We start from the raw sequence: 576 nt of genomic DNA, 5'->3' as shown, positions 1-576 counted from the left end.
GGCATATCGCAGGCTCCCACGTCCTTCATCGGCTCCTGATGCCAAGGCATCCACCGTATGCCCTAAAAAACTTGAACACACAAAACGATCAAAACAAATCGCAGATAAGAACCATCAACCCCACCCCAAAAGGCAGGGCATCAAGCTCTCACCAGAGATGCTCGCGTCCACTGTGCAGTTCTCAAAAAACAACCGGGCCCACCAGCACCGCCCCACCCATACAAGTGAAGCGGTGTCTGGTCCCGCGATCCAGAGGCCACCAGGCTCGCGCCCGTTTCCTCAGGACCCAACAGCGTGCCCACCAGCCCGCCCACCCGGACCCGCCGTTCCCACTCCCCCTGGACCGAGGTCCAGGAGGCGGTACTTGCCGGGCCGCACGAGCGGCCTGGTGAATAACCAGTGCTCCACATCTATGAGCAGCCACCCGGCAGACATGCGCTGCCGACGGCGGCCACCGACCACGACCCCCCAAGGCCCCGAGGGGTGAGTGACCTGGCCAGTTGGTGCTCCTTAGAAAGGAGGTGATCCAGCCGCACCTTCCGGTACGGCTACCTTGTTACGACTTCGTCCCAATCG

At 61.6% G+C, this 576-nt stretch carries 1 rRNA gene; it reads right to left on the bottom strand.

From position 1 onward, the window contains the following. Positions 1-514 precede the first annotated feature (514 nt). A 16S ribosomal RNA gene (locus ACH35V_RS42300) occupies positions 515-576 on the bottom strand; the annotation flags it as partial.

The sequence above is a fragment of the Actinomadura sp. 1N219 genome (assembly GCF_044326405.1).
In the GTDB taxonomy this organism is placed as follows: domain Bacteria; phylum Actinomycetota; class Actinomycetes; order Streptosporangiales; family Streptosporangiaceae; genus Spirillospora.
This window is presented reverse-complemented; position numbering and strand designations above follow the sequence as displayed.